Origin of the sequence: Haloplanus sp. GCM10025708 (genome assembly GCF_042663985.1) — an archaeon.
GTDB lineage: Archaea > Halobacteriota > Halobacteria > Halobacteriales > Haloferacaceae > Salinirarus > Salinirarus marinus.
The window spans coordinates 2613316-2639811 of the sequence record NZ_JBHSZA010000011.1 but is presented as its reverse complement, the minus strand read 5'-3'; the positions used below and the strand labels follow the sequence as shown (position 1 = coordinate 2639811).

Sequence of the window (26496 nt, the reverse complement as noted above, 5' to 3'; positions counted from 1 at the left end):
CGGGTTTCGCGCGTCGCGGCCGTGCTCTCGCCCCCGGCGTTGTGCAGGTTTCGCCCCCACTGCTATGTGCCTTGACGTCGTACGTCCGACATGAAACCGACCCGGTTTTCCCTGCTCGTGTTCTTCCTGACCCGTCGGTATCTCGATACGGCGTACGACTGGGACCGATTCGACATCGAGGAGTGGAGCCGGAACCGATACGAGTGGACCCAGGACCCGTGGAACGGGCTGAACGACTTCGTCCAGGAACCCGCGACGACGATCGAGACCGGTACCGGCGATTGCGACGACTACGCCCTCGTCGCGGCGTCGTGGGCGACGGCGGTCGGTCGCGACGGCGTCGGCCTCGGGTTGTGCGGTCGCGGCCCGCGCATCCGACACATGATCGCGTTCGACGCCGACCGGAGCTACTCCAGCGGTGACATCTACTCGACCGGCCCCGGAGCCTACCTCGACAGGAGCGAGTACACGTGGATTTACACCCGGCGGATCGACGGGTAGGGGGAGAACGGCCGTATTTTGCGAGCCACGTCACCGACGAGTTCCGTCGTCGCGGCCGACGACTTCGAGTCGACGCGAGGACGGCCCGGTCGCTTCAGTCGAGTGCGGTCGCCATCCCGTCGGCCCACGCCAGGAGGCGTTCGTCGTCGCCGAAGCGGGCGGTGCACTGGAGTCCGAGTGGCAGTCCCTCGGTCGATTCGCTCGCCGGGAGGGTGACCGCCGGAACGCCGGCGTGCGTCCACGGGAGGTTCATCGCCGGATCGCCCGTGGAGTCGATCCCTTCGGGTGCCGGCCCCGGTGCCGCCGGACTCACCCACGCGTCGATGGCGCGGTCGTCCATGACCGTCTCCAGTTCGGCGCGGAGGTCGGTCCGACTGTGTCGTCCCGCGGCGAGTTCCTCCGCCGTCACGCTCCGTCCGTCGCAGAGCATCTCGAGGGTGCTCTCGGCGTATCGGTCTTCGAGCGTCTCCAGCCACTCGTGGTGGACGAGCGCCGCCTCGGCGGCCATGAGATCCACGTGCCGTTCGTTGAGGGCCTCGATGTCCCCGAAGACGTCGACGCGGCGCACCTCGTAGCCGGCGGCTTCGAGCGCCTCGACGTGATCCGCGAAGTGCGCGCGCCCCGTCTCGGACGCCTGATCGAGATACGGTCCCTCGGGCACGCCGAGCGTCGGCCGCGAGACATCACCCGCGGCGTCCCACTCGTCACAGCACAGCGACGCCGCGAGTTCCATCCCCGCCAGGTCCTGGGTGAAGATGCCGACATGATCCAGCGATTCCGAGAGCGGCAGGACGCCGCCGGTGGGAATCCGACCGAAACTCGGCTTGTAGCCGACGACGCCGCAAAACGCCGCCGGACGGACGACGGAGCCGATCGTCTGCGTGCCGAGGGCTATCGGGCACATCCCGGCGGCGACGGCGGCGGCCGAGCCGCTGCTCGATCCGCCCGGCGTGTGGTCCGTGTCGTGTGGATTTCGCGTCGGTCCGGGTTCGAAGTACGCGAACTCCGTCGTCACCGTCTTGCCCATCACGAGCGCGCCCGCCTCGCGGAGCGCCGTCACCGCCTCCGACTGCGGCCCGGCCAACTTCCCCCGTGGCAGATCAGACCCGCCCCGCGTCGGTAGTCCGTCGACGTGGAAGATGTCTTTCACCCCCACCGGAACGCCGTACAGCGGGGGTCGGTCCACCGGATCGGGATACCGATCGGCCATCGCCGCCGCCTCGGCGTCGAGGCGTTCCCGCCGTTTCGGTTCCGGAACGAACGCTCGGACGTCCGGTTCGTGGGCGTCCATCCGCTCGTAACACTCGTCGAGGTACGCCGGTATTTCCCGGTCGCCGTCGCGAAGCGACGCTGCCACGTCCGCGAGCGACGTCTGTTCTACGGTCACTGGCCCGCCCTCTCTCGTCCCGTTCTCGGTTCGCGCATCGTTGCGACGGAATGCTCTCCCGTTCTCCACTAAAGTACTTCGCCCGCCGAACTTCTGAACGTATGTAACGGAAAAGCTTTATTTGGTTCTGTCTCGTGACCCTAATTACCATGGTGGAATATGAATGTCCATCCTGTGGAAACAGGCTGGAGGCGAGTCCGTTCCGGATGACCTGTCCCGAGTGTAGCGGTCGGCTCCGGCACGTCTGCCGATCCGGAACCTGATTCGCACCGTCGCCACCGGTCCTCGACGGTCGCGCCGCTACGTCCGCCGTCGCCCGAGGATTCGTCCGTCTCCGCTCTCGTTCACGCCCGTGCCGACGCGGCTGTCACCCGTCGACGGCCGTGCGCCTCGACGAACATCTGGAAAGTGAGGAGTCGTCGGACGCAGCGTACGAACGACAGCTCGACGTGCTCGAACAGGCCGGTCTCGTCGACTACGACGAGTCCCGACGAACCGTCTCGCGCGGCCCGAACTTCGAACAGGTCGCTCCGCTGGTCAGAGCGCTGTCCGAGGCCTCCGAGTGCGAGCGGGAGCGAGACAAACTCGAACTCATCAATCGGAGTCTCCGTCACGACCTCCTGAATAGCCTCAACACGGTTCGCGGACGGGTGGCGGCGCTCGAAGAGGACGGGACGGGTGACCCGTCTCACGATCACCACGACGTCATCGAACGGCGAGTCGAAGAGCTGATCACCCGGGTCAAGACGATAGGCGCGTTCACCGACGCCATCGTCAGCGACGGGACACACGAACTCGGTGATCGCCCGCTTCGCGAGACGCTCGACGAGGAGGTGTCGAGACTGGAGCGCTTACACGAACACGTCGACGTCCAGCAGAACGACGTCCCCGACGTGGACGTCCGTGCAGACGACCGCTTACCCCTCGTCTTCGAGAATCTCCTGCGAAACGCGGTCGAGCACAGCGATCGCGAATCGCCGTCCGTACGAGTGACCGGCCGGTGTGACGGGGAGGATGTGGAAGTCGTCGTCGCGGACGACGGGCCGGGCATATCGGACAGCAAGAAGGCGGAAATCTTCGAGGACGGAGTGATGGGGACAGAGAGCGACGGCAGGGGGTTCGGCCTGCATTTCGTAAAGTGGACCGTCGACGACTACGGTGGGGACGTCGCCATCGACGACCGAGAGTCCCGAGGGACTGCGGTGACGATCCGTCTCCGGCGAAGCCCGGGGTAGACGGCATCGTTCGCCCCTGAACGTCGGTGAGGTTCACGCGAACCGTTCGCGCGACTGGTGATCGAGGAAAAATCCCGCTACGGCGGCGCTCGGCGCGTTCGGGCGCTACGAGAACAACGTGTCGTAGGACGCAGGCAGTTGCGTCCGTACGCGGTCGAGTTCGGGTTCCGTGACGTCGACGCGAAGCGCCTCGAATACGGCCTGTGAGTAGGTCAACGCTCGATTCTTCGAGTCGAGGTCGGCACGCTCTGCCACCTTCGACAGGAAGTCGTCGAAGGAGAACGCGCCTTCGGACCACGACTCGGAGTCGACCGGCCACGTCTGGAGCTCGGCCGGGAGGAACTCCGCAACGTCCAGTCCCTCCTCGTGCGAGAGTCGTTCGGCGAGCGTCCGCAGCGTCGCCTCGATCACCTCCAGTGCGCGCTCTTCGGTCTCGATGTCGGTTCGATCTCTGACTCCGTCGACGATGGCGGCGGTCGTCACATCAGATCACCACACGGACCATCGAGCCGAGTACACGTCAAAGTGCGTGCAATTCCGCACCGGGGGTGGCTGTTCAGCGCATCGCCGCTGTGTCGTGAGCGCCGAACGCGCTCCGCGTTCTCGCACGGGTGTCGCGCATCCCCTCCTCGAGTTCGCCGTCGTCGAAGTCACTGAGGAGGCCACCGCGTCGGCGTTTTTCTCGCTCCGGCTGAGTCGCGGAGTTCGCTGAACGTCTCGTCGCCCCGTTTCAGCGCGTCGAGGCGCTTTTTCACATCCTCCTGAACTCGTATCGCGGGCATATGTGTACACTGTATGCGAGAATGGGTCGGGGTTTCGTCGCTACAGCCACTCAACTTCGTCGTGCGCCCGGTTCTTCACCTTCGTCGAGGCCCCGGATACGTACGAACTCACGACGTGGGGCGAGCTGTACCTCGCGGGCGACGTTGACGCGGAGTTGCGACGGCCGTTGCCGGCGGTAGGCCCGCCCGACGAGGTTCGGCCGGGTTGGTGGGCGGGGTTTGGTTAGTTGCGGTACTCTTCGACGTCGACGATCTTCTTCGTCTCTTCGTGGGTGAGGTCACCGTCGGTGGACACGACTGGCGCGTCCAACTCTCGCCCGACCGCGGCGACGAGCGCGTCGAGGCCGTCGAGATACGGGCCGCCCGGCCCGATCTCGTCCGCGATCTCCCCGGCCGTCACGGCCGTCCGCTCGTCTACTTCGTACTTCTCGCCCCACGAGAGGTCACCACGAGCGCCGGCGACGTCGCCGTTCGAGAGGTTCCCCTCTCCGACGAGCGCCTCGGTGTAGGCCGGGACTGGCATCACCCAGCGTTCGTTCTCGGCCCCGTTCGACTCGTAGAACTCCTTCGTCGCGTCGACGCCGTCCAGGTAGTCGATGAGAAACGTCGCGTCGAGGACCTTCATGTGGCGTCCTCGGCCCGCTTTCGCATCCGCTTCTTCCGCTCGTCCTTCGACTTGCGGCGCTGTTCGCGAACGCGCTCGGCTTCCTCGTCGGACCACCGGCCGAACCCGTCGTAGAAGTCGCCGGTGCGGTCCTCCTCGAGGACACGCTCCAAGACGTCGTTGTAGCTTTCACCCTCTCGACGGAGGCGGTTGAGTTCCCGTTTCACCCGTTCGCTCACTCGAATCTGTTCGTCAGCGGTTGCCATCTTGCGTTGACGTTGGCGTTGACGCGGCTTAGTCGTTGGGCACAGAGCCAGTCGACTTTCCCCCGCGTTCGGATCTTCGCTCCGTCGGATAGGTGCCGAGATACGCCTCTCGAAACGTCTCTCAGCCGCCCGGGTCCACGACGAATCCGGGCTCTAAATTCGAATCCTCGCGTTCGAACAGGCTGATTACAGTCGACGAACGCGACTCGCTGGCTCACGGCTCCGCCGTTCGCCGTCCGAGACGTTCACTTCGCTCACGTCTCGCGACGCTCGTCGGTTCGGTCGACAGAAAATCGTGGACTCGCGGGGGTCCCGTGAGCGGAGCGAACGGGACCAAGCGAGGGAACGAAGTGAGTGGACTCGCGGGGATTTGAGCCAGAGGAAGACGGTCGCCTCGCTACGCTCGGCGCTGCGACTTCCAGGGTTCGAATCCCGGCTCGACCATTCTCGCTCCCTCGAAAAACTCGGTCGCTCCGATGGACTCGCGGGGATTTGAACCCCGGGCCTCTTCCTTGCGAAGGAAGCGATCTGCCACTGATCTACGAGCCCGCACTGGAATACAGCCGGTCACGTTACTTGTAGCTTCTGTTTCGACCGAACTCCGTCACGAGATTCCGGGCGTTCGACGCCGAAAATGGAGTCGATGTACGCCTTAGCGCCGTGCAGAGGCGGCCGCCCTCGATCAGTCTTCGAGGACGATCTCGATGCTCACGTCGTTGGGGACCTGGATGCGCATGAGCTGGCGCAGCGCGCGTTCGTCGGCGTCGATGTCGATGAGACGCTTGTGAACGCGCATTTCCCAGTGTTCCCACGTCGCCGTCCCCTCTCCGTCGGGGGATTTCCGGGACGGAACTTCGAGGGTCTTCGTCGGGAGCGGGATGGGTCCGCTCAGGCTGACGCCGGTCTTGCTCGCGATGTCCCGGACATCGTCGCAGATGTCGTCGAGGTCCTCGGGACTCGTTCCGGCGAGCCGAACGCGTGCCTGCTGCATCTATCGCTCGTTGACCTCGAGCACCTTGCCGGCCGCGATGGTCTGACCCATGTCGCGGATGGCGAAGCTACCGAGTTCCGGAATTTCGGAGGACGGCTCGATGCTGAGCGGCTTCTGCGGACGGACTGTCACGACGGCGGCGTCGCCGGACTTGATGAAGTCCGGGTTCTCCTCGGCGACCTCGCCCGAGGCGGGGTCGAGCTTCTGGTCGATGGATTCGACCGTACAGGCGACCTGCGCCGTGTGGGCGTGGAAGACCGGGGTGTAGCCGGCGGTGATGACCGACGGGTGCTGCATCACGACGACCTGGGCAGTGAACGTCTCGGCGACCGTCGGCGGGTCCTCGGCCGGACCACAGACGTCACCGCGACGGATGTCGTCCTTGCCGATGCCGCGGACGTTGAACCCGACGTTGTCGCCGGGGCCGGCCTCCGGCACTTCCTCGTGGTGCATCTCGATGGTCTTGACCTCACCGGCGACGTCCGACGGCTGGAACGAGACGTTGTCGCCGATGTTCATGATCCCCGTCTCGACGCGGCCGACCGGGACCGTCCCGATGCCGGAGATGGTGTAGACGTCCTGGATGGGGAGCCGGAGCGGCGCATCCGTCGGCGGCTCGGCCTCCGGCAGGTCGTTGAGCGCCTCCAGCAGGGTCGGGCCGTCGAACCAGTCCATGTTGCCGGACTTCTCGGCGACGTTGTCGCCCTCGAACGCCGAGATCGGGATGAACGCGGCGTCGTCCGTGCTGAAGCGGACCTGCTTGAGCAGCTGTTGGACCTCGTCGACGACTTCCTTGTAGGTGTCCTCGCTGTAGTCGACGACGTCCATCTTGTTGATGCCGATGATGAGCTCGTTGATACCCAGCGTGCGGGCCAGGAAGACGTGCTCTCGGGTCTGGGGTGCGACGCCGTCGTCCGCGGCGACGACGAGCACCGCGTTGTCGGCCTGCGAGGCCCCCGTGATCATGTTCTTGACGAAGTCACGGTGGCCCGGACAGTCGACGATGGTGAAGTAGTACTCGTCGGTGTCGAACTCCTGGTGGGCGATGTCGATGGTGACCCCGCGTTCGCGCTCCTCGGCGAGGTTGTCCATCACGTAGGCGAACTCGAAGCCGCCCTTGCCCTTCTCTTCGGCTTCCTCTCGGTACTGTTCGATGACGTGCTCCGGTACGGACCCTGTCTCGAACAGGAGTCGCCCGACGAGCGTGCTCTTTCCGTGGTCGACGTGGCCGATAATGGCCAAATTCTGGTGCGGTTTGTCCTCACTCATTGTATAATCACGCGCTAAGGCGCTTCGTGGGAGGTATTTCGCTCGAACGACCTAAAACGATTTCGATACGCGGTACAGCGCATCTCCACGACGTCTTGCGGTTTATGACACCACGTATCACGGTCGCTACGCCGTCGACGGCGCGGCGTCGTCGGGGGCGACGGCGGCGCGTCGACCGGCGTTCGGGCCTATTCGAGGCGGCTGACGTCCGAGAGCACGGCCGTCGCCGTCTCCGGGCCGCCCGCGCCCCGGCCGCTGACGTTCAACTGGCCGGCGTGTTCCGTCTCCAACTGGACGATGTTTCGCGTCCCCGTCATCGCGAGCGCCCCGTGCTGGGGGACGAGTCGCGGGCCGACCCGGACCCTCTCCGGGGTCGCCTCGCCGATGAGCCGAACCGTTCGTCCGTCCTCGGCCGCGAGGTCGAGGGCGCTCCCGGGGATGTCCTTGATACCTTCGACGTCGGCGTCGTCGAGGCGGTACTCGTCGTCGCCCTGACTCAGGACGTTGGCGAGGATGACGAACTTCAGCGCCGCGTCGGTCCCTTCGACGTCGAAGGCGGGGTCCGCCTCGGCGACGCCGAGGTCCTGTGCCTCCGAGAGGACGTGTTCGTAGCCCAAGCCCTCGGCGGCCATCCGCGAGAGGATGAAGTTGGCCGTCCCGTTGAGGACGCCGCGCGCGGCGGTGATGTGGTCCGCGCCGAAGTCGGCGATGGTCGAGAGGACGGGGATCGCCCCCCGACCGTCGCCTCGAACAGGACCGACCCCTCGCTCTCGCGTTCGAGTGCCATCAGGTCGCCGTAGCGTTCCGCGACGGGCCCCTTGTTGGCGAGGACGGCGTGGCGGTCCGATTCGAGCGCCGCCCGGGCGTGCGAGAAGCCGGGCTCTGCGTCGCCGAGCGTCGTCGGCGTCGCCTCGACGAGGACGTCGTACTCGGCCGCCAGGGCGTCCTCGGGCGCGGCCGTCCCGACGGCTCCCTCGCGGTCCTTCCGGTCGAGCACCGCCTCGGGGTCCAGTCCCGCCGGGTCGATGGCGGCGCTCGACGAGTCGGCGACCGCCGTCACCGTGTGGCCGTACTCGCCCGCGAGTTCGACGACGGAGCGCCCGACCGCGCCCGCGCCGACGACGGCGACGTTCAGGCTCACGCCGATCCCTCCATCAGCGGTTCGACGACGTTCAGTCCCTTCGCGGTCGCCACCTCGCGGACGAGGTCGACCACGGTCGTCGCCTTCCCCGCGCGCGTCGCCAACCGGAGGCGCGCGCTGGAGATGTCCTCGCGGCCTTCGGGGGCCGACAGCGACAGGTCCGCGAGCGTCGCGTCGGTACAGCGTTCGATGCGCCGGAGCGTGTCCGAGAGGTCCGTGTCGACGATGTCGCCGACGAGCAGCACCGTCAGCTCCTCGCCGTAGCGCTCTGATCCGGCCTGGATGACGTTGACGCCCTCCTCGCGGAGCGCGTCGACGATGATCTCGAAACGGTCCGGCGGACATTCCAGGTCGACCTCGACCGGGATGTGGCCGCGCGGCGTCTTGTTCCCGCGCTCGTGGAATATCGAGAGGAGGTTGCCGCCGTTGTCGGCGATCGGCTTCAGGGCGGCCAGTAGCTGTCCCGGTTCGTCCACCAGTTCGAGGCGGATGGTGTACGTCTGCGGGCGCTCGCCGCCGTCGGTCCGCTCCTCGCCGGGCATCTCCTCCGGGGCGTCTGCCGACAGCGCTTCGTCCCCGGACATCACGCCGTCACCCCCGCGGCCCGACCCGTCGCTGTAATAATTGTAATCGGCGACGGGGCGGGACCGCGGGGTGGCTCCGTGCCGACACACCAACGAGTGGGGTTCGTGCCGCAGGCATACCTGCATACAACAGCCACGCGGTATAAGACTTCACCGATGGCGCACGTCGGCGGCCGTCGTTCGGCGTCCCGGTCACTCCCGAACGCGTGCGCGACGATGTGAGAGCGTGACGACGGTGCGGTCCTCGGTCGAGTCGAAGCCGAGGCGGCCGCCGCTCGACTCCGCGATGGTCCGTACCACCCAGAGGCCGAGGCCGCTCCCGTGGGTGAGCTGGTCGATGTCGGCGTCGCCCGTCACGACGGCGCGTTCGTGGTCGGGAATCCCGCCGCCGTCGTCGCTGACGCGGACCCGGACCCAGCCGCCGTCGGCTTCCGCCGTCACCGCGACGTTCGACCCGCCGTGTTCGACGGCGTTCTCGACGAGTTCCGTTATCGCGTCCGCGTAGCCCTCGTCGGCCCACACCCACAGGTCGTCCGGCACGTCCGCCTCGACGCGCTCCCCGTCGACGGCGTCGACGGCCGTCGCCACCGCCCCGGCGACGTTCGTCCGTAGCGGCGGACCGCCCCGCCGTTCGACCGCCGAGACGAGTTCGCGTGCCTTGGTCGCGAGACCGCCGATCACGCTCGCCCGCTCGTGGACGACTCTGGCCGACGACGCGAGTTCGGGGTCGTCGAGTTCGGCTTCGAGCTGTCCGGCGTGTCCCAGCAACACGTTCGCCTCGTTGCGGAGGTTGTGTCGCAGGACGCGACTGAGGACGGCGAACTTCTCGCGTTCGCGAGCGAGCTGTTCGGCCCGGACCCGCCGGGCGTCGTGGACGCCGATGAGGACGTGGGCCGTCGCGCTGACCGCGAGCAGGTTCCCCGCCATCAGCGCGTTCCCGGCGAGGCCGCGCGCGCCGACGTGCAACCAGAGGACGCCCCCGAGGACGACCAGTCCGAGACAGTCCCACACGGCGATGCGGACGACGTTCGGCGTCGAGAAGTCGCTCCGGTACAGTAACACGCCCGAGACGGCCAGCCCGAGGCTGACGGCCGTTCCGAGCGCTCCCAGTCCGAGCGAGACGGCCGAGCCGCCGCGGACGAACGGCGTCGCGTTCGGGACGAGCAGCGCGACGCCGCTCACCGCGACGAACGCGCACGCGACGACCCTGGCGACCCGCGACCGGCGGCGACTCGCGGACGTCGCTCCTCGCCGAAGCGCCTCCCGAACGCGGCGTCGAGTTTCGTGAGAATACCCGGCACGTCCCCATCGTTCGCCGACGGCGACAATCAATCTTCGCCAGCGAAACGGGCGACGTTAGAAGTAGTCGATGGAGGCGGGCAGTTCGAGCTTCATGCCCTTGCGCTCGCGGATCTCCATGATCTTCTCGCGCTGGAGGTTGTCGGCCATGATGCGGAAGCCGGCGTTCTCCGTGTTCCACGAGGCGCGTCCCTCGGTGGCGCTCCGGATGTCGGAGGAGAAGCCGATCATCTCCCCGACGGGCGCGATGCCCTCGATGACCATCAGATCGCCCTCCTGGTACATGTCGTCGACGCGGCCGCGACGACCCTGGATCTCGCCGGAGGCAGCGCCCATGTGCTCCGACGGCACGTCGATGCGGACGTCCTGGATCGGTTCGAGCAGGCGGACCTCCGCGTCGATGAGCGAACGGTGGACCGCCTCGCGGACGGCGGGGATGACCTGTGCCGGGCCACGGTGGATGGTGTCCTCGTGGAGCCGGGCGTCGTGCAGGCGGACGAGCGCGCCCTGGACGGGTTCGGCCGCCAGCGGGCCGTCGTCGAGCGCCTCTTCGAGGCCTTCGACGACGAGCTCCATCGTCTCGTTGAGGTGCTGGATCCCCTTCGTGTCGTCGATGAGGATGTTCGTCCCGTGGATGGTCTCGACGTTCTGGGAGGGGTCCTTGTCCATGCCGGCCTCCTGGAGGGCCTCGCGGCGCTCCAGTTCGGGCATGTCCATCGACGCCTCGCCGTGTTGGATGGCCTCGACGATCCCCTCCGAGAGCGGCTCGACGGAGATGTAGAACTTGTTGTGACGGTTCGGCGAGACGCCCTCGACGGTGTCGGAGGACCCCGTGGGGGCCTCGCGGTAGACGACGATGGGTTCGCCGGTGTGGATGGGGATGCCCTGGTTGCGCTCGATGCGCTGACCGATGACCTCCAGGTGGAGTTCGCCCTGGCCGGAGATGAGGTGTTCGCCCGTCTCCTCGTTGATCTCGACCTGGATCGTCGGGTCCTCCTTGGCCACCTGCTGGAGCGTCTGGATGAGCTTCGGCAGGTCGTCCATGTTCTTCGCCTCGACGCTTTTCGTGATGACCGGCTCGGAGATGTGTTCGATGGACTCGAACGGCGTCATCTCGACGCTCGAAACGGTCGACCCGGCGATGGCGTCTTTGAGTCCGGTGACGGCGGCGATGTTACCGGCGGGGACGTGTTCCACTTCCTCGCGCTCGCCGCCCATGTAGATGCCGACGCTCTGGACGCGGTTTTTCCCCGCCGTCCCCGAGACGTACAGCTCCTGGCCCTTCTCCAGCGTTCCGGAGAAGACGCGGCCGGCGGCGATTTCGCCGGCGTGGGGGTCGATGCCGATGTCCGTGACCATCAGAACGACGTCGCCGTCCTCGTCGACCAGGCGCATCGACTCCGCGATGTCGGAGGTGTCGTCGCCGCGCCAGATGCGCGGGATCCGCCGTGGCTGGGCGTCCAGCGGGTTCGGGAAGTGCTCACAGACCATGTCGAGCACAACGTCCGAGAGCGGCGTCCGCTCGTGGAGTTCCTGGCGCTTGTCCGCGCGTTCGAGTTCGATGATGTCGCCGAAGTCCATGCCCGTCCGCTGCATCGAGGGCATGGAGACGCCCCACTTGTAGAGCGCGGAGCCGAAGCCGACGGTGCCGCCTTCGACGGAGACGGTCCAGTCCTCGACGGTCTCCATCTCCTCGGTCATCCCACGGATGAGTTCGTTCACGTCGTGGATGACCGACAGGAGGCGCTCCTGCATCTCCTGGGGACCCTCCTGGAGTTCGGAGATGAGGCGGTCGACCTTGTTGATAAAGAGCGTCGGCTTGACGCCCTCGCGGAGCGCCTGCCGGAGCACCGTCTCCGTCTGGGGCATCGCGCCCTCGACGGCGTCGACGACCACGAGCGCGCCGTCGACGGCGCGCATCGCGCGGGTCACGTCGCCGCCGAAGTCGACGTGGCCCGGCGTGTCGATGAGGTTGATGAGGTGGTTGTTCCCCTCGTACTCGTGGGTCATCGAGACGTTCGCGGCGTCGATGGTGATGCCGCGTTCCTGTTCGTCTTCCTCCGTGTCCATCGCGAGCTGCTGGCCCGCCGTGTCCTGTGAGATCATCCCTGCACCCGCGAGCAGGTTGTCGGTGAGCGTCGTCTTGCCGTGGTCGACGTGAGCGGCGATGGCGATGTTCCGGATGTTCTCCGGCTCGTCCATCAGCCGTTCACACTCCTGCACGATTTTCTTACGTCGGCCCATTATACTGCCTTCTACCGGAAGGAGGGTCAAAAGGGTAGTGTTTTGCCGGAGACGAAACGGGCGCTGTGAGCGTCCTGCTTCCGATTGATAGAGTTTCGCACGCTGCCGTCGCGTCGCGCCCGGAAGTCCGCCTCTCGGGGTGCGGTCGAACGGCCAGTCGCGAACGCAACCGCGTTTGGCACAAGAGTCATAGCCGTCGGTTGCTTGGTACGCATACGCATGGACGTGCGAGTGAAGGGGACCGCCCCACCGGACCCGTTTCTCGGTGCCGCCGAACTCCTCGAAACCGAATACGAACTCACCGATCCGGTTCGCGTGCGGGTCCGTGACGACCCGGACGAACGGACGTGGGCCGCCCACTACGACGACTATCACGTCCTCAACATCTCCCGACAGGCCGCGACGAGCGCGATGGCGCGCGAACTCGCCCTCCACGAGCTCGCCCACATGGTCCGCCACGAGGGGCGCCACGCCTCTCACACCCAGTCGACCGAGGAGGCGCTCTTTCTCGCCCTCTCCGGGCGGTCGGTCGAGCGCCGGAAGCTCTCGCACTGCTATCAGATCGCCAATCACATGAAAGACATCTACGCCGACGACATCACCCTCTCGGTGGCCCCGGCGGACAAACTGGTCCAGTTCCTCGAGTCCAAACTGGCGGCGGCCGTCGCGGACTCGCCGCCGACGGCACCGCGGTCCGACTCGCGCCGCGTCTCCACTGCGTCGGACCCCGACATCACCGCCGTCAACGCCGCGTTCGCGCTCGCGCTCGTGGAACGCCACGATCTCGTCGGCGACTCACACCGGCTCTACGACCTCGCACACGCCGCCGCGGACGACGCACCCAACGTCGGTCTCGACCGATTCCGACGGCGGTTCCGGTCGCTCGTCGACGATCCGTCGGAGAGCGACTACAGGAAGGAACTCGTAGACGTGACGCGCCAGTACGCCGTCGGAACGGGACCGGCGGCAGATTAGAGAGACGGCGCTTAGCGGCCGCGGCGGCGACGCGTTCTTTCTCCTCTTTCTGGTTGATGGCGTACGTCTGGACGTCGTAGTCGGCCGCGCCGATGAGCTGGCGGGCGAGCGCCTCGGCGGCGCTGGTCGACGTCTTGTAGGAGGTGCGCTGGACGCCGTCGGCGAGGAACTTCAGTCCCTGATCGACGCGCCGCTGCGGGGCGACGTCGACGGCCTGCGGGACGGAGATGCCGCCGTACTTCAGGCGAACCGTCTCCTCGCGCGGGGCGGCGTTCTCGACTGCGGTCACGAGCACCTGCACGGGGTTCTCCTCGGTGCGTTCGTGGACGATCTCGAACGCGTCGCGCACGATGCGCATCGTCATCTGCTTTTTCCCCGTGTTCTCCTCGGTCTGCATTAAGCGGTTGATGAGCCGCTCGACGACCGAAATCTCGGATTTCTGGAACTGCTTGGAGGCGTGGCGACCCATCGTGTGCGCGATGGGCGTCACGTTGAGATAGCGCTCCGTGCTGGGGTCGCCGTACTCGATGTCGGTGACGTCCCAGACGCCAAAGAGGAGGGCGTTCTCCTCGGCTTCCTCGCTGTCGGCGGGGGCGTCCGGTTCGGGGGTGTCGCTCTCGGACATTATCGCACCGGTTTCTCCGCGTTGCCGCGCACGAGTTCGATGAGCGAGACGCCGTTGACCTTCTCGACCTTGTAGTTCACGCCCGACAGGTCGCCCATGGCACGGCCCTTCGCGCCGCCGATGCCGGCGATGGTGACTTCGTCGTGTTCGTCGATAAAGGAGATCGCACCGTCGCCGGGACAGAACGCCGTCACCTGCTTGCCGTTCTTGATGAGCTGGACCCGGACGCACTTCCGGATCGCCGAGTTGGGCTGTTTCGCCTCGATGCCGACCTTCTCCAGGACGATGCCGCGCGCCTGCGGTGCGCCCTCGAGCGGGTCGGATTTCTTTCGGAGACCGCGCTCCCGCCGCGCGTACTCCGAGTCGGACCACCGACGCTTCTGGCGGTCCTTCTTGAGTTTACGGGCTGCGTACTTGCCGTTCGCCATAGTAGCAAGGAGTTGCCGACGGAGCTACTTAAGGCTCCCTTTTTCGGCCGCCGAAACTGCCTGAGCGTCGCTCGTTGGGGGCTCTCCGCGGTTCTGAGGCCGTCTCGATCTCGCGACGTCTCCTGCCGGCGCAGGCGGCGAGCGACGGCGAGAGCGCGTCGTTCGGTCACCCCTCCTCGTCGACGACGGCGACGTCCGAGAACTCGAAGCGTGCGCCGCCGGCGTCGCTCTCCGTCGCGCGCACCTCCCAGCCGTGGGCCTGTGCGATGGCCCGGACGATGCTGAGGCCGAACCCCACCTCCGAATCCGTCGACGTGTACCCGCGATCGAACACCCGGTCGCAGTCGTCGGCGTCGAGGCCGACGCCGTCGTCCGCGACGAAAAACCCGACTCCCCGTCGAACGGTTCGACACGGACGGACGTCGCGGTCCCCGCGTGGGTCCGCACGTTCCGAAAGAGGTTCTCGAACAGCGTCCGCAGCCGCTCGTCGTCGGCCCGAACCGTCGCCGTCGACACCGCGAGATCACAGGCGTCGTCGCCGGCCGTCGCCCACGCTTCGCGAGCGACGCGACCCAGGTCGACGGGCTCCGTCTCGCCGATGGCCCGCCCCTGCTTCGCCAGCGTCAGCAGCTCCTCGACGAGCCGACTCATCCGTTCGTGCGCCTCGGCCACCTCCGCGAGCGCGTCGCAGTCGGCGTCGGCGCGCTCCCGTGCGACCGAGAGCTTCCCCGCGCCAGCTGTAACGGGTTCCGCAGGTCGTGGGAGACGACGTCGACGAACTCCTCGAGCTGTTCGGTCTTCCGTTCGAGTCGCTGTTCGCGCGCGACGCGGCGCGAGACGTCGCGAAAGACCCCGTGAAGATCCGGTCGTCGCCGTCGCGGTGTTCCGTGAAGGCGGCGGAGATCGGCACTTCCCGGCCGTCGCGGTGCCGTACCGTGGCCTCTACGTTCTCCCCTTCGAACTCGCGTTCGGACGACGTGACCCGATCGACGACGTCCGCGTCGCTGCGGGGGAGCAACACGTCGAGCGGCTCGCCCACGAGTTCGTCCGGATCGAAGCCACAGAGCCGCTCCACCGCCGCGTTGGCGAACACGACCGTCCCGTCCTCGTCGATGGAGACGACGGCGTCGGTGCTGTTTCTCACGACCGCCTCGAAGAAGTCGCCGCCGCGTCGTTCGTCCCCGGCGTCGACCGTCGACTCTCCGGAACCCACAGAGGCCATAGTCGCACTCCTGAAGGCGTACCGGTCCCTGACGACCCGGCCTAATTACTTCGGTCGGCTACGTCAGCTGGACGTCGTCGACGCCGTAGTGGCGTCGGGCGAGCGTCCGGGCGACGTCGATGTTGCGACCGTTCTCGCCGATGGCCGCACCGCGGTCGTCCGGGGCCACCTCGACGTAGGCGACGACGCTGTCGCCCTGCTCGCTGACGGTCACGTGCCGGACCGCCGCCGGCGAGAGCGCGCTCGCGACGAACGCCTCGGGCGTGTCCGCGTCCTCGACGAGTTCGACCGACCGGCCGAGTTTCTCCTCGACCTCGCGGACGCGCTGGCCGCCGGGGCCGACCGCCTGTCCCATCTCCCCCGCGGCGACGAGAAAGACCACGCGATCGCCGTCGTCGCGGACGAGGCAGTCCCGGGCCGTCGCCCCCGTCACGTCCTCGAAGAGGGCGATGTATCGGCGCTCCCGGTCGGTCAGCGTGACCGTCATCTCAGTCCGACGGCTGGGTGGGGCTGAACGACCCCATCCGCAGGTCCACGTCGCCCGTGCCGATGGAGACGGGCTTGCCGACGATGACGTTCTCGATGACGCCGTCGAGCCGGTCGCGCTCGCCGTGGATGGCGGCGTCGAGTAGGTGGTTGACCGTCACCTCGAAGGCGGCGCGAGCGAGCACCGACTCCTTCGACCCCGAGATGCCGTGGCGGCCGATGGATTCGATGGTGCCGCGGTTGGTCATGATGTCCGAGACCAGCATCAGGTGCCGGACGTTGACGTCGTCAGCCCCTGTTCTTCGAGGGTGTCCATCGTCTCGTTGATGATGGCTTCGCGGGCCGCTTCCACGCCCAGATTGCGGTAGATCTCGTGGATGTTGTTACACGTCGTCCGCGAGGCGTCGACGCCCTCGATCTCGAGGACGTCGCCGAAGGCCGACCCCTCGGTGTAGAGGACGAACTCCTCCTCGCCGTCGTCGAGTTGCTCCTTGCGGATGACGACCCGCGAGATGTCCTCGATGCCCTTGAAGACGACTTCGCGGAGTTCCTCGACCAGCTGGAGCAGTTCGCGGTAGCTCGGTTCGGACGGCCCGAACTCGATGACGGTGCCCGTCCGGCGCGTCTCGACGCCGAGGGCGTCCTCGATGGTCTCGGCGATTCGAGCGGCGATCTCCTCGACGTCGTCGATGGTCGGCCATCGTTCCAGCAACGTCCCCTCGTTGAGGTCGATCTGGACGAGCATGTCCGCGACGTTCGTGGAGACGTCACCGAGGGCGAGGATCTTGGTCGCTTCGATGGACCAGACGACCTCGTGGGCGCGTTCGCGGTCGACCGCGTACTCGTCTTCGAGGTGGACCGTCATCATCGGCGTGTCGGGCGTCTTGCGCGCGTCCACCAGTTCGATGAGGCGAGGCAGACCCTGGGTCACGTCGATCTCGGCGACGCCCGCGTAGTGGAACGTGTTCATCGTCATCTGCGTTCCGGGCTCCCCGATGGACTGTGCGGAGACGGTCCCCACGGGGTCCAGTGGATCGACCCGGGTGTCGAGATACCGCGACTCGACGGCCTGGACGATCTCGTCGGCCTGTTCGGCCGTGACGCCGCCCCGGTCGTCGACCGTCTCGTACACCTGCTCTCTCAGTCGCTGGGGCAACTCGCTGTCTTCGGTGATGGCGCGAACGTCCTCGTCTACGTGTTCGTATTCAGTCATCCGACTGCACCCCCGTGCCCTGTGCCTTGTTCAGACCGGGGCCGGCGTACTCCGAGAGGTTCGTCGGCGGTTCCTCCCGCCCGAGGAAGCGCTCTTTCTCCGTCTCGTTCTCGAACTCGGATTCGAGGACGCGGTCGACGATGTTGTCGACGTCGATGCCGTGTTCCTCGGACGAGGACACCTTCACCGGACTCGTCCCGTCCTCGCCGTATTCGAACTGGACGATGGTGTCGCTGGTGTCGCGCACCGTCCCGTCGTACTGCGCTTCCAGTTCGGACAGGGCGTTGATGAGGCGGCGCTGGAGGTAGCCGGACTTCGAGGTCCGGACCGCCGTGTCCACGAGCCCCTCGCGGCCGCCCATGGCGTGGAAGAAGAACTCCCGCGGCGTCAGCCCGCCCCGGTAGGAGTTCTCCACGAAGCCGTGGGCCTCCGCGGACAGATCGTTCGGCTTGTAGTGGCTGAGTGTCCGGTCCTCGTAGCCGCGGTTGATGCGCTCGCCTCGAACTGCCTGCTGACCGACGCAGCCGGCCATCTGCGTGAGGTTCAGCATCGACCCACGCGCACCGGACCGGGCCATGATCACCGCCGGGTTGTCGTCCGCGAAGTGGTCTTCGGCGATCTCGCCCGCGCTGTCGCGGGCCTTCCCCAGCGTCTGCATGATCTTCATCTCCAGCGTCTCGTCGACGGTCCGACCCGGCAGGGAGTCGAGTTCGTCCGCCTCGTAGGTCGTGATGAGTTCCTGGATCCGCTCGTGGGCGTTGGTGATGGCCTCGTCGACCATCTCGTTCGCCTCGTCCGGGATGGATTCGTCGTCGATGCCGAGCGAGAACCCGAAGTGCATGATGGCGCGCATCGCCAGCGACGCCACCTCGTTGACGAACACCCGGGCGCGCGTCTTCGAGTACACCTTCGTGATCGTGTCCACGATCTCGCCGCCGAACGCGCCGACGGCGTCTTCGTCGATGGTGCCTTCAACCAACTGGCCGTCCTCGATGGTGACCGCGTCACCCGTCGACGACGTGAACGAGAGCGTCAGGTCGTCGGGCAGGAGTTCCGAGAAGACGGTCCGGCCCGTCCAGAAGGGTTTGCCGTCCTCCTCGCCGTCCGGGTCGGGCAGTTCGTCCACGCTCGTCGCCCGCAGCAGGTCGAGCGCCTGCGTCTCGGTGAAGCGGGGGTTCTCGTGAGTGAGCAGGTAAGTGCCCGAGATGTGGTCCTGGATGGCTCCGATGATGTTCTCACCGAACCGCGGGCTGAGAATCTGCTCTTGGACGCGCATCAACACGCGCGCTTCGGCCCGCGCCTCCTCGTTCTGGAGGGCGTGCATGTTCATCTCGTCGCCGTCGAAGTCGGCGTTGTACGGCGGACACACGGTGGTGTTCAGCCGGAACGTCTTGTACGGCATCACGACCACTTCGTGGGCCATGATGGACATCCGGTGGAGCGACGGCTGGCGGTTGAAGATGACGATGTCGCCGTCGACGAGGTGGCGGTTGACCTCCCACCCGGCTTCGATCTTCGTCGCGAGTTCCTCGCAGTTCTTCTCGGTCACTTTCAGTCGGCGGCCGTCGGGGCGGCGGACGTAGTTCGCGCCCGGATGCCCTTCGGGACCGTTGGATACGTACTGCTGGGCCGTCTCCAGGTTTCGCTCGGTGACGTTCAGCGTCTGCGTCATCTCACGGGCGACCCGTTCCGGGACGCCGACTTCGTTCAGCGACAGGGTCGGGTCCGGCGAGATGACCGTCCGCGCGGAGAAGTTGACGCGCTTGCCCGAGAGCGACCCGCGGAAGCGACCCTCCTTGCCTTTCAGGCGCTGGGAGAGCGTCTTCAGCGGCCGCCCGGATCGGTGGCGCGCCGGCGGCGTCCCCGAGATCTCGTTGTCGACGAACGTCGTGACGTGGTACTGGAGCAGTTCCCAGAGGTCCTCGATGATGAGTTGGGGCGCGCCCGCCTCGCGGTTCTCCATGAACCGCTGATTGATGCGGATGATGTCCACCAGTTTGTGCGTCAGGTCGTCCTCGCTGCGCTGGCCGTTGTCCAGCGTGATGGAGGGTCGCGCCGTCACCGGCGGCACCGGGAGGACGGTGAGGATCATCCACTCCGGTCGCGATCGGCCGGGGTCGATGCCCAGCACTTCGATGTCCTCGTCCGGGATGTCCTCGAACCAGTCGCGGATGTCCGAGGGCATCAGTTTGTTCATGTCCTCCTCGGTCAGGTCGACGCCGAGTGCCTTCTCCAGGGACTTGCGGGCCTCGGTCGTCGGCCGGAACTCGGCCGAGAGGATGTCGTTGATGCGGTCGAGTTCGATGCCCGTCTCGTCGGCCAGCGCCTGCGGGCTCGTCCCCTCGTCCTCGGAGTCGTCGGGATCCGGTTGCATCGCTTCGGCGACGCGTTCGGAGTAGTCGCCCGCGAGGACGTCCTGGACCTCGTAGTACGTCGTCGGTTTCTCGTGTTTGATGTCGTGCTGTTTCGCGCCGCAGTGGGGACACTGCGAGGCCTTCCGGGCCTGCCGGACGGCCGCCTTCAACACGTCGTTTTCGTCCTCGTCGAGGTCGATCGCGCGCTGGAGGTTCTCCTGGAACTGCGCTTTCTCTTCGGCGGTGAGCGCGATCCGACCGCACTCCCGACAGGTCGACCGGAGGAGCCGGCGGATGAGTTTCGTGAAGCCGACGTGAATGACCGGCGCGGCGAGTTCGATGTGGCCGAAGTGGCCGTTACACGACCCCGAGTGCTGGCCGCAGGTGCGACACTCCAGGCCGGGGTCGATGACGCCGAGTCGCGGGTCCATCAGCCCCATGTCGATGGGGTAGCCGTCGTCGTCGTACGTGTCCGCCGTGATGACCTTCGTCGCGGACATGTCGCGGTACGTCTCCGGGTCCATCAGCCCGAACTGGATGCCGCCGATCTCTTTCGGTGTGTTGAGTGACATGAATTACACTGCGTCCTCGAGTTCGAGTCGCGGTCGGATGCCGAGCGCGATCATCTCGTCCAGCAGGAGCTTGAACGCGTAGCTCACCTCTATTTCGTGAATGTCGTCCTCCTCGCCCGTGATCGGGTCGTAGACGCGGCGCTGATCCGTGTCCTCGACGGCGACCATCCCCGTCTCCTCGGAGATGTAGACGTCCTCGCGGTCCGAGGAGTCGAGGAGGCGCTCCTTGAGCGCCATCGCGGCCCCATGACCGATGAGGACTTCGCGCTCCATCTCGCCGACGCGGAGGCCGCCTTCGCGGGCACGGCCCTCGGTGGGCTGGCGCGTCAGCACCTGCACCGGCCCGCGCGAACGGGCGTGCAGCTTGTTCGAGACCATGTGGTAGAGCTTGTGGTAGAAGATGGTCCCGACGAAAATCTTCGCCTCGATTTTCTCGCCGGTCACGCCGGAGTACATGACCTCCTTTCCGGAGGACTCGAAGCCGTGTTCCTCCAGCGCGTCGCGGAGTTCTTCCTCGTCTTCGCCCTGGAAGGCCGTCCCGTCGACGCGGCGGCCTTCGAGCGAGCCGACCTTGCCGCCCAACATCTCCAGCACGTGGCCGACGGTCATGCGCGACGGCAGCGCGTGGGGGTTGAGCACCAGGTCCGGGACGACGCCGTTCTCGGTGAACGGCATGTCCTCCTGTGGCGCGAGGTGGCCGACGACGCCCTTCTGGCCGTGGCGGGACGCGAACTTGTCGCCGAGTTCCGGGATGCGCTCGTCGCGCACCTTCACCTTCGAGAGCTTCGAGCCGTCCTCGCCCTCCATGAGGGTGACGGTGTCGACGACGCCGTCCTCGCCCGAGCGCATGGTGACGCTCGTCTCTCGGCGCTTCTGCGGGCTGAGGCCGCCCATCTCGTCCGGCTCTTCGAGGAACCGCGGCGGCGACGTCTTGCCCAGCAGCACGGAGTTCTCGTCGACCACCGTCTCGGGGTTGACGAGGCCGTCCTCGTCGAGGTGGGTGTAGGCGTCCTCGCCGCGCGCGCCACGAACGTCCTGGGACGGGATCTCGAAGCGGTCTTCCTGTCCGCCCGGATATCTGCGCTCCTCACCCTCGTAGGTGCGGAAGAAGTGCGACCGGGCCATCGCGCGGTCGACCGACCCCTTGTTCATGACGAGGGCGTCCTCGATGTTGAACCCCTCGTAGGACATCACGGCGACGACGAAGTTCTGGGCCGCCGGCCGCTCGTCGAAGCCGATCTGCTCGGTCGTCTGGGTCTTCACCATCGACAGCTGCGGGTAATGCAGGAGGTGCTGTCGCGTGTCGGGCCGGATGCGGTAATTGGCCGACGGAATCCCGAGCGACTGCTTCATCATCCCCGCACCCATCGTGATGCGCGGGCTGGCGTTGTGTTCCGGATACGGAATCATGCCCGCGCCGATGCCGAAGACGAGCTGCGGGTCGATTTCGAGGTGCGTGTGGTCCTCGGTGAGTTCGTCCTCGTCGACGGCGACGTAGATGTCCTCTTCCTCCTCGGCGTCGATAAACTCGATGTAGCCGCGGTCGACGAGATCCTCGAACTCCAGGTCGCCCTCGGTGACGGCCTCGATCTCGTCGTCGGTCAGGAGGGGCTCGCCCTCCTCGACGACGATGAGCGGTCGGCGCGCACGGCCGGCGTCGGCGTTGATGATGACCTCGCGGGTGCGTTCTTTGACCGAGACGTTCACCATGTCGCTGACGTCGCCGCGTCGACGCGCTTCCCGGATCTGTTCTGCGAGCTCTTCGGGGTCGGGGTGGGTACCGACCAAACTGCCGTTGACGTAAATTTTCGCTTCTCGTGCTTGAGCCATATTAATCAGCCATGGATTCGACGCCCTCGATACCGGGAATCCCCTTGACACCCATCGACGCCAGTTCCCGTTTGAGTCCCTGTTCGTCCTCGACGTTCTGTGAGAGTTCCATCGCCTGCGCGAAGTTCTTCACCAGGCCACAGTTCGGCCCCTCCGGCGTCTCGGAGGGACAGATGCGACCCCACTGGGTCGCGTGCAGGTCGCGCGCCTCGAAGTGGGGCTGGGAGCGACTGAGCGGGCTCCGGAGGCGACGCAGGTGGGACAACACGCCCATGTAGTCGGTGCGGTCCACCAGTTGGGAGACGCCCGAGCGGCCGCCCACCCAGTTCCCCGTCGCGATGGGGTGTTCCAGCCGTTCGGTCAGCACGTCAGACCGGACGACGGTGTTGACCGTCAGCTGTCGGTTGCGCATGTTCGCCCGTTCGAGCTGATACTTCACGTCGCGCGCGAGCTTGTTCAGCGCCGTCCGGAACAGGTCGCGCATCAGGTCGCCTGAGACTTTCAGGCGCTTGTTGGCGTAGTGGTCCTTGTCGTCGGAGTCGCGGCGGCCGAGTGCGAGTTCGAAACACGCCTCGGCCATCCGGCAGAGGTAGTACGCCTTGTTGATGCGGACCTCCTCCTCCTCTACCCCTTCCTCGTGGAGGTGCGGGAGGAGATACCGGTCGATGACGTAGTTGGCGCGCTTGAGCTGGTAATTTTTGCCCTGGCCGCCGGCGACGCGCTTGCCGAGCGTCTCGATGGCTTCCTCCTCGGTCTGGACGTCGGCCTCCTCCAGATTCTCCAGCATGAACTTCACGATCTCCGGGTCGTCGGAGACGCGGTGGACGATCTCCTCGTCGGATTCGAGGCCGAGCGCGCGCACCAGCGTCACGAAGTTGACGCTCCCCGACACCGAGGGGAACGACACTTCGAGCAGCCCCTCGCGGTTGCGCTCACAGAGGACGAGCGCGCGGTAGCCACGCCGCTGGCTGAACGTCTTGGCGACCTGGATCTCGTCGCCGTACTTCGTGTCGTACTCGGCGAGGATCTTGTTCGGCGCGAGGTCCTCGCTCGTCATCAGCACTCGTTCGGAGCCGTTGACGATGAAGTAGCCGCCGGGGTCGACGGGGTCTTCGCCGATTTCGATGAGGTCCTCGTCCGTGAGGCCCTCGATGTTGCATTTCCGGGAGCCGACCATGATGGGCATCCGTCCCACCTTGGTCTCGGTGGAGTCGACGACGACTTCCTCCTCTTCCTCGCCGCCGCGGACGATGGACATCTCCATGAACACCGGCGCGGCGTAGGTGATGTTGCGAAGGCGGGCTTCCTGCGGGTAGAGCAGTTCCTCGCTCCCGTCTGCTTCCCGGACGCGTGGCGTCTCGATGCGGACGTCGCCGAGTTCGACGAACACCGGCTCCTGGCCCTCCTTGTCGCCGATGTCCGTGTCGATCGTCTCTTTCTCGTCGACGACTTCCTGCATCCCCCGATCGAGGAACGCGTTGAACGACCGGAAGTGGTGTTCTGCGAGCCGTTCCTGGGAGAAGTACTCCCGCGAAACCGCACGTCGGTCCTGTCGGTTCATTCGATCACCAGTCGGTATACGACCGCTCGGTCCGTGGTTCGAGACTCCCTGACTATTTTGACGACGTCGCCCGGCTCGGCACCCTCGGGCAGTGCCGAATCCTTCGTCCGAATCTTCGGTAGGTTGGTCTTGCTGACGTTGTACTCCTCGAGCACTTCCTCGATTTCCTCCGGGTCGTCGAGGAGGATGTGCTCCGGAACCAGTTTGTGTTGGCTTACGTCTACCATGAGTGGGTGGGGGAAGAAGCTATCACGAGATACTACGGCGTCGTTGCGCCCCCATCCATTTAACGCTTACCAAAATCCGCCAGCAGACGCTCACCGACCGGGGCAGATCCCACCGATGAGTGCATCCGTGATACTCCTACGCAGGGTGGCTCCCCGTATAGGTGTTTCGGGGCGGGCGCGGGGTAGCGGCTGCCACGCCGCCGGTAGATGGCAAGCCTTATTTAATCGACCGCGATAGAAATAGATGCGTCAGCCCGGGTGGTGTAGTGGCCCATCATACGACCCTGTCACGGTCGTGACGCGGGTTCAAATCCCGCCTCGGGCGTTTTCTGTTGCGACTAACTGCCGAGCGACGAGTGGAACGAGGAGCGAGGCACAGTCGCAACGAAACGGCTTGAGGGATTTGAACCACGGCAGACCGAGCGAAGCGAGGTCTGACACCGGGTTCAAATCCCGCCTCGGGCGTCTCGGCGCTTCGCGCCTTCTACCGGTTCTTTAGAACACTTACAAGCAGGGAGCCACGTACGCATCCGGCCGTGCGACGAAACGCACTCTCGAAGCGAGTCCGACGACGAGCCTGCAGTATTTGGCACTCGACGCGCAGATGCCCGTCACCGTCCTCGAGAAGCCGTCGAAAGACGAAGTGCTGATCGTCGAGGGCCACCGTGTTACGACGGCCTGAAGGTGAGTGCCGTCCCTGTAGCGAGATTGCGAATCCGAAGTATACGACCGCCACCGAGCGAAATTGTGTCGCTGTTCCCCGTCGGCTTGATCCCCAGCCAATCCGTATTAGCAATAGTACCGTTTCCGACTGGCCCGCCACGACCACCTTCATCAAGAAGGTGGATTCCGTTAGCTTCCGACCGGCCGTATGATCCCAAGGGGGCGGACGATCCCTGTATCACGCTCGATGCGTAGTTGATCGCATCTCGCCGTGTCCGATCGTTCGGATTGGATCCGATCGAGATTACGTAACCAGTGTAGGGTATGAGGGTGATATACGTTCCTCCGCGCTTGTGTTCTCCGATCTGAAGCGTCCACCTGTAAAGCCCTTCCTTCACGTCGAGCGCGGTCTTGTCGATCTCGAATACCTGCCCGTTTCCGCTCGTCTGTGGTTGCTGGGTGGCTAGCGGTTCATAATCGCTCCAATCATCGTCCCTGAGGCGGAAAGTTGCTGACCAATCCTCCCGGACACCGGGCTGTCGGGTAATAAACACACGGTCGCCAGTCTGTGCGAGCCGCCACCGATACCCGACAGCGAATATCCGGTCTGTCGTATGAGCGACCACCGACCCGTTCTCGACTATCTCGGCGGCGTAGCGCGCGAAAGTCTGGTGTTTGAACAACTGTCGATCCCCCTCGAACTGTCCAGAAATTATATCCTTCTTGCCGGGTCCGAGACTCGCCCCTCGAATGTCGCCGGTGTTCGAGAGCTCGATATGGAGTTCTGGTACCTCTATCGATTTACCCCTCGGGGTCTGCGTTCTCGTTGACGTTGCCTCTTCCGAGCGATTTTGGGACTCGTTATCCCTCCCGTCCGTGCTCGTTTGAACAGGATCAGCGCCGGTCTGGGAACTGGTGTCGGTGAGTCGCAGACATCCGCCAGTTCCCACCGTTCCGAGGAGCGCTAACACGGATCGACGGTTCACGTATACGCTTTCGTATAAGCCGAAACATGACTTTTTCGGCCTTGTTGACGACCGACGGCGTCGAGAAAAGTCGCCGATTCCCCGCCCGACGGCCGTTCGTCCCGGTTCGTACGACTACTCCCTGTCGATTTTTGTGGAAGCGTCTTTGGACCGCTGGTACCAACTCCACCAGTAGACAGAGCAACCGCGGGACCGGACGTCCAGTCGCTGCCGGGGAACGCGCCGGACGGTGGGTCGACTACCACCAGCGCCACGCCACGACTAGCTCCCCGAATTCGTCGTCGACGTCCGCGGGAAGGGGCTCATGCTCGCCGTCGAGTTCGACTCGAAACAGCGCCGCGACGCCGTCGCCGTCGTCTAACGATTCACGCCACGCGTCCGAGCCAACTGCCGACGACGACGCCGACGAGCGCCGCGGCGAGGGTTCCCCTGCGTATCCTGCGGCGAGTCGCCACTCGCCGTTCTCGACGAACTCGGCGACGTCGACGGCGAACGACGAGAACGTAGTGAACGCCCCGCAGAACCCGGCCCCCACGACGAGCATCGCCGACGTACCGAGCGGTGTGGCCGTGAGAGAGCCGAGGACGACGCTGCCGAGGACGTTCACGACGACGGTGCCGCGCCGTCCCGCGAGCCGGCGGTCGACGGCGTAGCGCGCCAGCGCGCCGAGGACGCCACCGCCGCCGACGAGGAGGAACGCGTTCACCTCCGCCTCCCGGCCGCGAGTCCGAGAAGTGCGGCCACGACCCCGAGGGCGTAGTTCGCACCGACGTTCAGCGCGCCGAGTTCGGGTCCGAGGGTCACCGTCTGGACGGCGAACGTGCTGTACGTCGTGAACGACGACAGCAACCCCGTCCCCACGAGCAGTTGTATCCGGTGACGGGGCATCAACGCGACGACCGCGCCGAGTGCGAAACTCCCGAGGACGTTCACCACCAGCGTCCCCGTCACTCCCGGGACGGCGAGGCCGACGCCGTAACGAAGCGTCGCTCCGACGAAGCCGCCCGCAGCGACGAGCAACGGGTCGATCCGATCCGTCATTACCTCCTTC

Annotated in this window: 23 protein-coding genes, 2 tRNA genes and 6 pseudogenes; 7 read left to right on the top strand and 24 right to left on the bottom strand. The window is 66.0% G+C overall.

The features are described from left to right. The first annotated feature begins 90 nt into the window (after positions 1–90). Positions 91–501 (top strand): hypothetical protein, encoded by a 411-nt coding sequence (locus tag ACFQJD_RS17840; RefSeq protein ID WP_379800028.1) that lies wholly within the window; start codon positions 91–93, stop codon positions 499–501. Positions 502–595: 94 nt separating this feature from the next. Here the strand turns inward: ACFQJD_RS17840 and ACFQJD_RS17835 are convergent, their stop codons facing one another. Then, positions 596–1888: an amidase gene (locus ACFQJD_RS17835; RefSeq protein ID WP_379800026.1), complete on the bottom strand. Its 1293-nt coding sequence runs from the start codon at positions 1886–1888 to the stop codon at positions 596–598. 149 nt (positions 1889–2037) lie between these two features. Between ACFQJD_RS17835 and ACFQJD_RS17830 the strand changes: the two genes are divergently transcribed. Together ACFQJD_RS17830 and ACFQJD_RS17825 are read left to right on the top strand one after the other, a co-directional pair. After that, positions 2038–2151, top strand: coding sequence for a rubrerythrin-like domain-containing protein (locus ACFQJD_RS17830; protein WP_379800024.1), 114 nt, complete (start codon positions 2038–2040; stop codon positions 2149–2151). Between the two features lie 120 nt (positions 2152–2271). Continuing rightward, positions 2272–3123 carry a sensor histidine kinase gene (locus ACFQJD_RS17825; RefSeq protein ID WP_379800022.1) on the top strand — a complete coding sequence of 284 codons (852 nt, stop codon included), beginning with the start codon at positions 2272–2274 and terminating at the stop codon, positions 3121–3123. A gap of 105 nt (positions 3124–3228) precedes the next feature. On the opposite strand, the gene ACFQJD_RS17820 is transcribed toward ACFQJD_RS17825, so the two are convergent. After that, positions 3229–3606 (bottom strand): DUF2267 domain-containing protein, encoded by a 378-nt coding sequence (locus ACFQJD_RS17820; RefSeq protein ID WP_379800020.1) that lies wholly within the window; start codon positions 3604–3606, stop codon positions 3229–3231. 46 nt (positions 3607–3652) lie between these two features. Between ACFQJD_RS17820 and ACFQJD_RS17815 the strand changes: the two genes are divergently transcribed. Next, positions 3653–3835 (top strand): hypothetical protein, encoded by a 183-nt coding sequence (locus ACFQJD_RS17815; protein ID WP_379800018.1) that lies wholly within the window; start codon positions 3653–3655, stop codon positions 3833–3835. Between the two features lie 293 nt (positions 3836–4128). On the opposite strand, the gene ACFQJD_RS17810 is transcribed toward ACFQJD_RS17815, so the two are convergent. The 9 genes and pseudogenes from ACFQJD_RS17810 to ACFQJD_RS17770 form a co-directional block, all read right to left on the bottom strand. Further along, positions 4129–4530, bottom strand: coding sequence for a PIN domain-containing protein (locus ACFQJD_RS17810; protein ID WP_379800016.1), 402 nt, complete (start codon positions 4528–4530; stop codon positions 4129–4131). Further along, positions 4527–4775, bottom strand: a complete 249-nt coding sequence (locus ACFQJD_RS17805) for an antitoxin VapB family protein (protein WP_379800014.1) — start codon at positions 4773–4775, stop codon at positions 4527–4529. The genes ACFQJD_RS17810 and ACFQJD_RS17805 overlap by 4 nt, the downstream gene beginning before the upstream one ends. A gap of 477 nt (positions 4776–5252) precedes the next feature. Beyond that, positions 5253–5324, bottom strand: a tRNA-Ala gene (locus tag ACFQJD_RS17800). 133 nt (positions 5325–5457) lie between these two features. Beyond that, a complete protein-coding gene (rpsJ, locus tag ACFQJD_RS17795) occupies positions 5458–5766 on the bottom strand; it encodes a 30S ribosomal protein S10 (protein WP_379800012.1) in 309 nt (102 codons plus the stop codon). After that, positions 5767–7035 carry a translation elongation factor EF-1 subunit alpha gene (gene tuf / locus ACFQJD_RS17790; protein ID WP_379800010.1) on the bottom strand — a complete coding sequence of 423 codons (1269 nt, stop codon included), beginning with the start codon at positions 7033–7035 and terminating at the stop codon, positions 5767–5769. 188 nt (positions 7036–7223) lie between these two features. Continuing rightward, positions 7224–8170, bottom strand: a pseudogene (locus ACFQJD_RS17785) (homoserine dehydrogenase). A 2-nt stretch (positions 8171–8172) separates the two neighbouring features. Next, positions 8173–8760 (bottom strand): amino acid-binding protein, encoded by a 588-nt coding sequence (locus ACFQJD_RS17780; RefSeq protein ID WP_379800008.1) that lies wholly within the window; start codon positions 8758–8760, stop codon positions 8173–8175. A 192-nt stretch (positions 8761–8952) separates the two neighbouring features. Beyond that, positions 8953–9942, bottom strand: coding sequence for a sensor histidine kinase (locus ACFQJD_RS17775; protein WP_379800006.1), 990 nt, complete (start codon positions 9940–9942; stop codon positions 8953–8955). A gap of 174 nt (positions 9943–10116) precedes the next feature. Next, entirely contained in the window at positions 10117–12303 is a 2187-nt protein-coding gene (locus tag ACFQJD_RS17770; protein ID WP_379800004.1) for an elongation factor EF-2, read from the bottom strand. 219 nt (positions 12304–12522) lie between these two features. Here ACFQJD_RS17770 and ACFQJD_RS17765 point away from each other — a divergent pair, with 219 nt between their 5' ends. Further along, entirely contained in the window at positions 12523–13278 is a 756-nt protein-coding gene (locus ACFQJD_RS17765) for a DUF5781 family protein (RefSeq protein ID WP_379800002.1), read from the top strand. 16 nt (positions 13279–13294) lie between these two features. Here the strand turns inward: ACFQJD_RS17765 and ACFQJD_RS17760 are convergent. The 3 genes and pseudogenes from ACFQJD_RS17760 to ACFQJD_RS17750 all read right to left on the bottom strand — a co-directional run. Next, positions 13295–13903, bottom strand: a pseudogene (locus tag ACFQJD_RS17760) (30S ribosomal protein S7); the annotation flags it as partial. Continuing rightward, positions 13903–14331, bottom strand: coding sequence for a 30S ribosomal protein S12 (locus ACFQJD_RS17755; protein WP_379800000.1), 429 nt, complete (start codon positions 14329–14331; stop codon positions 13903–13905). The gene ACFQJD_RS17755 and the pseudogene ACFQJD_RS17760, both read right to left, overlap by 1 nt. Positions 14332–14497: 166 nt before the next feature. After that, positions 14498–14719: pseudogene (locus tag ACFQJD_RS17750) on the bottom strand (sensor histidine kinase); the annotation flags it as partial. Between the two features lie 47 nt (positions 14720–14766). Here ACFQJD_RS17750 and ACFQJD_RS17745 point away from each other — a divergent pair. Next, on the top strand, positions 14767–15189 hold the full coding sequence (locus ACFQJD_RS17745; protein WP_379800618.1) for a hypothetical protein: 423 nt from the start codon (positions 14767–14769) through the stop codon (positions 15187–15189). A gap of 49 nt (positions 15190–15238) precedes the next feature. Here ACFQJD_RS17745 and ACFQJD_RS17740 read toward each other — a convergent pair. From ACFQJD_RS17740 to ACFQJD_RS17710, 7 genes and pseudogenes are all read right to left on the bottom strand, one after another. Beyond that, positions 15239–15553 (bottom strand): annotated as a pseudogene (locus ACFQJD_RS17740) (PAS domain S-box protein); the annotation flags it as partial. Between the two features lie 58 nt (positions 15554–15611). Then, entirely contained in the window at positions 15612–16040 is a 429-nt protein-coding gene (locus tag ACFQJD_RS17735; RefSeq protein WP_379799998.1) for a NusA-like transcription termination signal-binding factor, read from the bottom strand. A gap of 1 nt (position 16041) precedes the next feature. Next, a pseudogene (rpoA2, locus tag ACFQJD_RS17730) lies at positions 16042–17252 on the bottom strand (DNA-directed RNA polymerase subunit A''). Then, entirely contained in the window at positions 17245–20178 is a 2934-nt protein-coding gene (locus tag ACFQJD_RS17725; RefSeq protein ID WP_379799996.1) for a DNA-directed RNA polymerase subunit A', read from the bottom strand. Before ACFQJD_RS17725 ends, rpoA2 begins: the two are co-directional and overlap by 8 nt. Before the next feature lie 3 nt (positions 20179–20181). Continuing rightward, complete coding sequence (gene rpoB / locus ACFQJD_RS17720) at positions 20182–22008, bottom strand: DNA-directed RNA polymerase subunit B (protein WP_379799994.1); 1827 nt, start codon at positions 22006–22008, stop codon at positions 20182–20184. Between the two features lies 1 nt (position 22009). Further along, positions 22010–23569 (bottom strand): DNA-directed RNA polymerase subunit B'', encoded by a 1560-nt coding sequence (locus ACFQJD_RS17715; protein ID WP_379799992.1) that lies wholly within the window; start codon positions 23567–23569, stop codon positions 22010–22012. Then, positions 23566–23796 carry a DNA-directed RNA polymerase subunit H gene (locus ACFQJD_RS17710; RefSeq protein ID WP_379799990.1) on the bottom strand — a complete coding sequence of 77 codons (231 nt, stop codon included), beginning with the start codon at positions 23794–23796 and terminating at the stop codon, positions 23566–23568. The genes ACFQJD_RS17715 and ACFQJD_RS17710 overlap by 4 nt, the downstream gene beginning before the upstream one ends. Before the next feature lie 252 nt (positions 23797–24048). Between ACFQJD_RS17710 and ACFQJD_RS17705 the strand changes: the two genes are divergently transcribed. After that, a tRNA-Asp gene (locus ACFQJD_RS17705) sits at positions 24049–24121 on the top strand. 343 nt (positions 24122–24464) lie between these two features. Here ACFQJD_RS17705 and ACFQJD_RS17700 read toward each other — a convergent pair. The 3 genes and pseudogenes from ACFQJD_RS17700 to ACFQJD_RS17690 form a co-directional block, all read right to left on the bottom strand. Beyond that, positions 24465–25430, bottom strand: coding sequence for a hypothetical protein (locus ACFQJD_RS17700; RefSeq protein ID WP_379799988.1), 966 nt, complete (start codon positions 25428–25430; stop codon positions 24465–24467). A gap of 505 nt (positions 25431–25935) precedes the next feature. Further along, positions 25936–26151, bottom strand: a pseudogene (locus ACFQJD_RS17695) (CrcB family protein); the annotation flags it as partial. After that, entirely contained in the window at positions 26148–26486 is a 339-nt protein-coding gene (locus tag ACFQJD_RS17690; RefSeq protein ID WP_379799986.1) for a fluoride efflux transporter FluC, read from the bottom strand. The pseudogene ACFQJD_RS17695 and the gene ACFQJD_RS17690, both read right to left, overlap by 4 nt. Positions 26487–26496 lie beyond the last annotated feature (10 nt).